Annotated in this window: 7 protein-coding genes; 2 read left to right on the top strand and 5 right to left on the bottom strand. The window is 53.3% G+C overall.

The window, feature by feature from the left end:
• Positions 1-936: HAD-IC family P-type ATPase (locus FJ146_01555; GenBank protein MBM4250641.1), on the top strand; the 936-nt coding region annotated here is incomplete at its 5' end.
• Here FJ146_01555 and FJ146_01550 read toward each other — a convergent pair.
• Together FJ146_01550 and FJ146_01545 are read right to left on the bottom strand one after the other, a co-directional pair.
• Positions 859-2,256 carry an MBL fold metallo-hydrolase gene (locus tag FJ146_01550; GenBank protein ID MBM4250640.1) on the bottom strand — a complete coding sequence of 466 codons (1,398 nt, stop codon included), beginning with the start codon at positions 2,254-2,256 and terminating at the stop codon, positions 859-861. The two genes, FJ146_01555 and FJ146_01550, sit on opposite strands and share 78 nt — an antisense overlap.
• 25 nt (positions 2,257-2,281) lie before the next feature.
• On the bottom strand, positions 2,282-3,790 hold the full coding sequence (locus FJ146_01545) for a hypothetical protein (protein MBM4250639.1): 1,509 nt from the start codon (positions 3,788-3,790) through the stop codon (positions 2,282-2,284).
• A 489-nt stretch (positions 3,791-4,279) separates the two neighbouring features.
• On the opposite strand from FJ146_01545, the gene FJ146_01540 reads away from it, so the two are divergent.
• Positions 4,280-5,113: a CBS domain-containing protein gene (locus FJ146_01540; GenBank protein MBM4250638.1), complete on the top strand. Its 834-nt coding sequence runs from the start codon at positions 4,280-4,282 to the stop codon at positions 5,111-5,113.
• Here FJ146_01540 and FJ146_01535 read toward each other — a convergent pair.
• The 3 genes from FJ146_01535 to FJ146_01525 are packed head-to-tail and all read right to left on the bottom strand — an operon-like array spanning position 5,095 to position 7,534.
• Positions 5,095-5,565 (bottom strand): hypothetical protein, encoded by a 471-nt coding sequence (locus tag FJ146_01535; GenBank protein MBM4250637.1) that lies wholly within the window; start codon positions 5,563-5,565, stop codon positions 5,095-5,097. The genes FJ146_01540 and FJ146_01535 overlap by 19 nt on opposite strands.
• 36 nt (positions 5,566-5,601) lie before the next feature.
• Positions 5,602-6,798, bottom strand: coding sequence for a chromate efflux transporter (gene chrA / locus FJ146_01530; protein ID MBM4250636.1), 1,197 nt, complete (start codon positions 6,796-6,798; stop codon positions 5,602-5,604).
• Positions 6,782-7,534, bottom strand: coding sequence for a Bax inhibitor-1/YccA family protein (locus tag FJ146_01525; protein ID MBM4250635.1), 753 nt, complete (start codon positions 7,532-7,534; stop codon positions 6,782-6,784). The genes chrA and FJ146_01525 overlap by 17 nt, the downstream gene beginning before the upstream one ends.
• Between the last annotated feature and the right edge of the window lie 33 nt (positions 7,535-7,567).

The following is a 7,567-nucleotide window of genomic DNA, read 5'->3' as shown; positions in this document are numbered from 1 at the left end:
TTAGCCGGTGAGGACATTAGCGAAAGAGTACACGCCCGGGCCACGCCCGCTGACAAATTGAGACTGATCCGCGCGTGGAAAGCGTTAGGTCATACGGTAGCCATGACCGGCGACGGCGTTAACGACGCACCGGCACTCAAAGAGGCTCACATCGGTATCGCTATGGGCCGTGCTGGCACCGAGGTGACGCGCCAAGCTGCCGCCATGATTTTGGCCGACGATAATTTCGCCACTATCGTCGCAGCTGTGCGTGAGGGTCGCGCTATATTTCAAAATATCCGCCGCGCGCTAGTTTATCTACTTACGGGTAATTTGGCTGAATTACTCACTGTCATCGGTGCCCTCATTCTAGGACTGCCGCTACCGCTCCTTGCTGCTCACCTACTCTGGATTAATCTGGTGACGGACAGCTTTCCCGCGATCACTTTGATCATGGAGGAGGCCTCGCGCGACCTAATGAAGGCGCCGCCGCGTCCAAAAAGTGAATCCCTACTTGGTCGAACCGAATGGTGGTGGATCAGCGCCATTGGTTTAATCGAAGCGACGTCCGCACTCCTACTCTACAAATACGACCTCATGACCTCCAGCGTTCAACATGCACGTGGCGTCATATTTATCACGATTGTGTTTAGTCAATTGCTAAGGTCCTTTGCCGCTCGTTCCGCCACGGTCAGCGTTATTGGTATTAATTACCGCGCCAATCTGTGGCAACCGATCGTCGTGATCCTCACCGCCATGCTGCAAGTCAGTTTATATTACGCACCAATGACTCAGGACATATTCGGCATCGCGCCTCTAAGTGCGCGCGACTATTTCATGGTCATTCCCGTTAGCCTAGCCTCAACACTCGCTCTGGAATTAGCCAAAATCTACACGCGGACATTGGCTCACAGGTCTAGCATCGATGGCAAAGCGCTCACGCAGCATGTTGGCTAGCGCAACTTGGGCCTCTGGTACGCCGTGATTAATCAGGATCTGTTTAGGCAGACTTCTTATGCGCTCGATATAGGCGATGATATCGTGTTGATCGACGTGCGACGACAGATGGTGCAGTGTGACTACCTCGGCACGCACGGGCACTTCTTGATGATGGATCCTGACCGTTCCCTCTTTGACCGCCTGCTCTTGCAGGTAACGGCCCTTTGATCCTTCGGCCTGGTATCCGGTAAACAACACGGTATTTTGTTCCGAGGGCAAGCGCGCCTTTAGGTGATGCAAAATCCTCCCGCCACTGAGCATCCCCGAGGCCGAGATGACAATCATGGGACCACTGCGCATACAAGCTAGCATCGATTCGTCCGCACTAGTCAGAGCCTCAAACTGGCGTGGCAGCATTGGCTCCCCACTACCGTGGAAGGCTGATTCCAAAACTTGATCTTCTGGATGCTTGAGACAAACGGCCATCGCCGCACGGGCCATGGGGCTGTCGAGAATCACCGGCACGCTCGGAATCTGACGCCGGTCCTCTAGGAGCCGCAGCATATATGTCACTTCTTGCGCGCGACCCACGGCAAATGCTGGAATCACTAAAACACCGTCGCGTGCTAATGTACGCTTCACCACTGCGGCCAAGGCATCGAGCCCACTCGTACGCGGCTGCTCCCTATCCCCGTAGGTCGACTCCAGCACTAGAATATCCGTCTCACTAACTTGATCAGGACCGCGCAAAATATGCGAGCGTCCGTTACCCAAATCACCGGTGAAAGTGATCGTCTTCTGCTGTCCATCAAAGTCAAACGCTAGCTGTACTAGACTGGCGCCAATGATGTGGCCAGCCCGCAAAAACCTGAGATTGACACCCTCGCCCAAATCGATCCATTGATGGCGCGGCTCCGTCACGAATCTCGTGATCGCATCTTCTGCATCTTCGACCGTGAAGAGCGGTAAGGCGGGCTTGTGATTTGAGTAGCCGGTTTCGTTAGCATACTTGGCCGACTCCTCCTCGAGCCAGGCAGCGTCGCGAAGGATAATCTCACTGAGATCTCGCGTGCCTGGGGTGGTGATGATTTTGCCTTTAAAGCCTTGCTTACATAGACGCGGGAGAAAACCAGAGTGATCAAGATGGGCATGCGTGAGAACGACCGTATCAATGCTCGCAGGATCAGGCTGAAACTTACTCCAGTTGCGATCACGTACTGGCTTAGCCCCCTGAAACAAACCGCAATCCACCAAGATCTTTCGTCCGCGATACTCTACGAGAGTTCGCGATCCCGTAACCGTGTCGGCTGCGCCTAGAAATTTGATGTTACCACTCATGTGATCTCCTGATTGTGCTTGCCAGTTACTTAAGGGGGCACCGACGATTCATCAGCACTGAGATCCATTTTGCCTGCATCTTGTCGCTGTCGTCCTCATCAACAGCGATCTCAGGTTTTACTTTATCGCCGTTGGTAGTCAGATTAGTACTAGAAAACTTGATCGTCATCTTTTTGATAGCCTGAGCACTCTCCGACTCTTTGACGGTCAGCACCGCTGTGCCAGCAACTGGGATACATGGCTCAACACTGGTGACCAGGTCAAAGACCACACCACTAAACTCAAGCGAACTGTACCAGCGGACCGAGTTGTCGGTATCTTTTGCCGTTTTATGCAAGGTACCGCTAGCCACGACATGAGCTATAGGGTTTTCTGTAGCGTCAAAGTGACTCTGAATCACCAATGGGTTCACCGGGCGCGATTGGTCAGTGTGCGAGAGATCGCTGAGCACCTCCTCGCTACTTGTCACAATTTGATCACGTCTCGTCTGCAATTGGGTAATGGTTTTTTGGCGCATGTGCACGGAATTGGCGATGGTGGCCACTGGTGAGGTTGCCGCTGACCACAGTGATAGACGCGTGCCACTGGCGCCAAAGGCTGTGTCTATCGTCACCGGAGTCGTAGCCAGCACGCCTTTTTTGCGCGGCAGATAAGTCCGGGTCAAACTACCGCCCAACTGAAAGCGCTCCAGCATCGTCAGTCCACTCATCTGCTGACTATCGGACCAGCGTACACGCGCATAGGTGCCATTAGCTGTGCCACTTGCTCCGTTGACGCCATTACCTGTGCTCGGATCACAGGCCATAGTGGAGGTCGTTTGACCGGTGATCGCGTTCTTCGCTACCCAGAACCGGTGTGATTCAAGGGTGTGTTCCCCCGTGTACTGCGACTGAGTCGCATCGTTCAGGGTGATGGTGAGACTGCGGTTGTCCTTGACGATATCTTCGACCAGATTCTTAAACCTAAAAGGCGCCATCAAGGTCAGAATCACCGTCGGTGATTGCTCAGGATACTGCAGTAGGTGAGGCTCGACGTACATGAAGAGATTGCTGGTGCTAGAGTTCTTGGAACCGACAAAAGGTGAGCTAGGGTCCACGGTTTCCGGCCACCCCAGTGCTCCGGTGCGGAGTTGGATGTTGGCGCCGAGGAAACAGTCCATCGCTAGTTTACCGTCAGCGACCTGCTGCGTCGGTATATTGGTGGCCGTAGTTGCGGCAGCGGCGTCAGCCAAATTAAGTGCCGCACCGGCATCGTGGTGCGTCGGCATCGCCCCAGCCATCGCCGCACTGGCAGCTGAGTCGAGTCCACTTTGCGTCAGCAGTGCCAAGAGCTCGTAACTAGTAGCTATGTCATTGGCGGCGGGGCTCCGTGCCAGTGACCACCCCGCAGGATCGGGATCGGTAGGGTTGACCTCAGTTTTCTTTTTCTTCTGGGATCTTAAACCCGCGATGATGCTGCTGCCGCCACCTTGCGCACAGGTGGACAGCGCGACCGCTATCATCATCGTGAATAAAATACGAACCCAGTGAACCATACTTTTCCTACCGTTTGATCAATCCTTACGGATTGATACCATGCCCCACGTCTGGTTTCGGTAAGGTCCATGAATTCTTTAGATTTTTAAAAATTATCAAGTCGTTTTAGAGACTTAGCGAAGCCAGCGAAAGCTTTGACAAGATTGCCGGCGCCAGCCCCCCGGCGGCCCCCTAGTAACCGCTCCAACAGGAGATATTCACAAGGTCAAATCCGCAGGTACGGCGTGCCGTAAATTCATCCGGTCCTTGACCGCACACCCGCCGCTCCATGGGATTGTTTAGTGGCGATCCGTAACACACCCACCAACCATAAGCTGCACTTGAAGAAGTCAGTGACAGGCCCAGCACCAAACTAAATATAATTTTGTACACGACATGCCCTCCGCTGCGAAATAGTTCCCGCTGACTGGACGATATCGTAAACTATAACGAGATTCGACACGATATCACGCGAGCTCATTAGAGATTCCTGCGCGGAGGTTTTCGCCTTGGCCAAAGTTGATGCCAGCTACCACATCGCCTCGCCCGTTATTGCTATGCACGAGGGCGCCGCAGTCGCCGAAGCTATCGAGTTGATGAACGAAGAGAAAATCAGCTCTCTGCTCATCCACAACGACAAAAACCGCATCACTGGAATTCTAACTGAGCGAGACATCTTACGTAAGATTGTGCTCTTAGATATTGATGATAAACTCGAGCGCGGCGTGGGCCTAGTGGCCACACGTGAAGTCTACTTTGCCGATCATGATCATCTGCACGAGTCCGTGGTCCGGCTTCACTTTGAAAAAAAAATCCGCCACTTTCCGGTGCTTCAGGGCAAAGACCCAATCCTCGAGAACGTCATCGGCATGGTTACGGTTACGGACATTATTCGGCACTATCTGCATTTAGAGTATAAGAATGGGAAGGTGAGTAATCGTCGTGATCCAAACCTAAGACCACTAGCGGTGATATGTAAGCATCCCAGTCAGCTCGCTCTTTATGAAGAGCCATTTAGCAAATTTAAATTTGACGTGACCCGGGTAGTCGATCCCGATCAGTTCTTTCGCGAGCATGCAAGCGGCGATATCCCGCTGATTTTTGACCTAGACGGCTATGCCCAGAAGGATCTATCCGGTCTCATAGTGCTGACTAAAAAATACCGAGGCCATCTGATCATGTCGGTATCGAATCCCGCGGTAGTCTCGCTATTCCGGAAGTATATGGACAAAGATCGTCAAACCATCGCCCATAAACCGTTAGACGTCGACTACCTCGTTTGGCTCCTGACGCAGAAGTGGCCTCAGGTCAAAACTAGCAAAGCTCAGTCAGCCAGGGCCTGAAGGTAATCGACAACTTCACGCACCTGCGGCTTGGGGGGGAAACAAATATTGCCCTGCTCGATCTTGCGGACGAGTGTCATCATCTTCAGCACCTGCTCCTTGAAGGAGTCCGGATCTTGCGCAGCACGCACCTTAACGATCGACGATACGGGATGAAATCCCGCGCCGAATGTCTGATTGATCCATGTGATGGATAAATCACTGTACTCGAGACGATACTTATCCGAGCGCACGTAATCTACGTTACCAGTGACCTCGAGTTGCGCTGGCGTGGCTGTCATCGTGACCCCGAGCGAATGAGGCGAGCACTCAGTGCTGATAAAAAAAGTTTCGCCCTCGATACTGAAATCAGGACGCTGCCCATCAGCAACCATATCCTCATGTGCCTCTGTCACCGCGTGACCCAAAGAGGCAAAACCAAGACCACTGATCAAAGCTAAAACTAAACGCATAGCGGACCTCAATAGTTCAAAGAGAACCGTAATATGTCAGAAAAGATAATGCCCAGCCACTGCGGATAGTGGCAGAAGTAGCCAATTTGGCACCATCTTCTTCACTAACACTGCTAAAATGACGGCCACGGCGACGACCTCGCGCCAACTCGACGTCGTCGTCAGCAAATCTGAGTGATAAAACACCGCGACCAACAGCGAGACACTGGCGGCATTGACTCCAGTAGCCCACCTACTGAGCAAGGCATGACGCCGCAGGTTTTGCCACACGGGCTGCAGACTCGCCATCAAAAGCCCCCCAGGAAGAAACATGCCCACCAACGCCGCGGCGGCGTATAAAGCCCGTTCATGCGGCGCCAACATCACACCAATCCCACTTGCTACTGCAAATAGCGGGCCTGGCAGCGCCTGCGCCATTCCGTACAAGGCGTCAAATTGACTGACGCTGAGATCTCCCGACGCCACGAATTCCGTTCTAAGTAGAGGGAGTACCACATGCCCACCACCAAAAACCGTGGCGCCAATGCGGTAAAAACGCAGCACGAGGCGCGCGACGCCATGACTGGCCTCGGCAACGTTACAAACACTCAGCACCAACAACAACGCAAATGCGCATAAACAAAAAACAACTGCAATAGATGGGGATCGCCCGACAGGGCCGGCTGCATCGGGTGCAGTGCCGCTTGGATCAGGTTTGTTGGGTAGGAGCATGGCCCCAACCACGCCACCGCCGACCAGCATCAGTATTTGCGTATCGCTCCCTTGCTGCCACCATAGGCACGCGGCCGTGACGCACCCGATGCCCAATGCCACCGGAGTATTCCAGAACGTGCGGCCCATCGACCAAAGCGCATGGAGGACAACCGCAACTGTCATTACTTTAATGCCGTGCAGCCAAGGTGCCACTTGATCTCCTGGTGCTACGATCAATAGGCTTGCTGCAGCGACCATCAGGAGTGCTGATGGTAAGGTGAACCCGCACCATGCGGCAATACCACCGCGTAGGCCGCTGCGGTGCCTACCGATGGCAAAACCTATCTGACTACTTGATGGACCAGGCAAAAATTGCGCCAGGCTTATACAATCAGCGTATTCCTGCTGACTCAGCCACTGCCGCCGCCGCACGAATTCATCGTGAAAATAACTTAAATGCGCAATGGGCCCGCCAAAAGACGTAAGGCCCAAGCGCAAGAAGATCAGAAAGACTTCCACCACATTAACGACGTCTGTCACCGAATAAACGCAGGAGGCTGAAAAAAAGGTTGATGAAGTTCAGATACATCGTCAGCGCACCGCTAGTTGTATACATACTAATCGTCGCCTCACTTGCTGGGCTCCGCGCCAGTGTGTAGGCATTTTGACTCAGTTGTTGTGACTCGTAGGCGGTTAGTCCCGAAAATACGAGGACACCGAGGATACCAGTGGTGATGTTTAAGGTCTGAGCAAACGGGCGCAAAAAAGGTACAAAAGAGCTGAGTAGATAAATCAGCGATAGGCCGACAGTCATCCACAGAGCTTGTACGCAGAAGGTACCCACGACACCAAGATTACGACGCGTCGTGTGACCGTATGCTGCGAGGCCGCCGAAGGCGAAGGCGGCGGCGGCGAACACGTTGAGAATACTAGCTGCCGTATACACCATACCGACAAAACCGACCGTCACCCCGGTCACAGCTGCATAAAAATAATACAAGGCTTTAACTTTGCCAGCACTGGCCGACTGCATCATCGGCCTAAACATCATCACCGTAGCGAACTGTAGGACGAAAATACCGAGCGCAAATACCGAGCCGCCTGCCAGCAAAATTTGATCCATCATACCACTCACGACTAGGCCGTAGGCAACGACTGCGGTGAGTAGCACACCCATCATCATCCGAGCGTAGACGCCCGAAACATACTTGCCTGCACGAATGTCGATCTCGTCGCGGCTGCGGATGGAGGTTTCTAAAGTTGAAGAATACTGCATGGTCGGATCCTTTCTCTCGTCGTCGGTCTAGCT

The organism is Deltaproteobacteria bacterium (genome assembly GCA_016874735.1).
Taxonomy (GTDB): domain Bacteria; phylum Bdellovibrionota_B; class Oligoflexia; order Oligoflexales; family CAIYRB01; genus CAIYRB01.
This window is presented reverse-complemented; position numbering and strand designations above follow the sequence as displayed.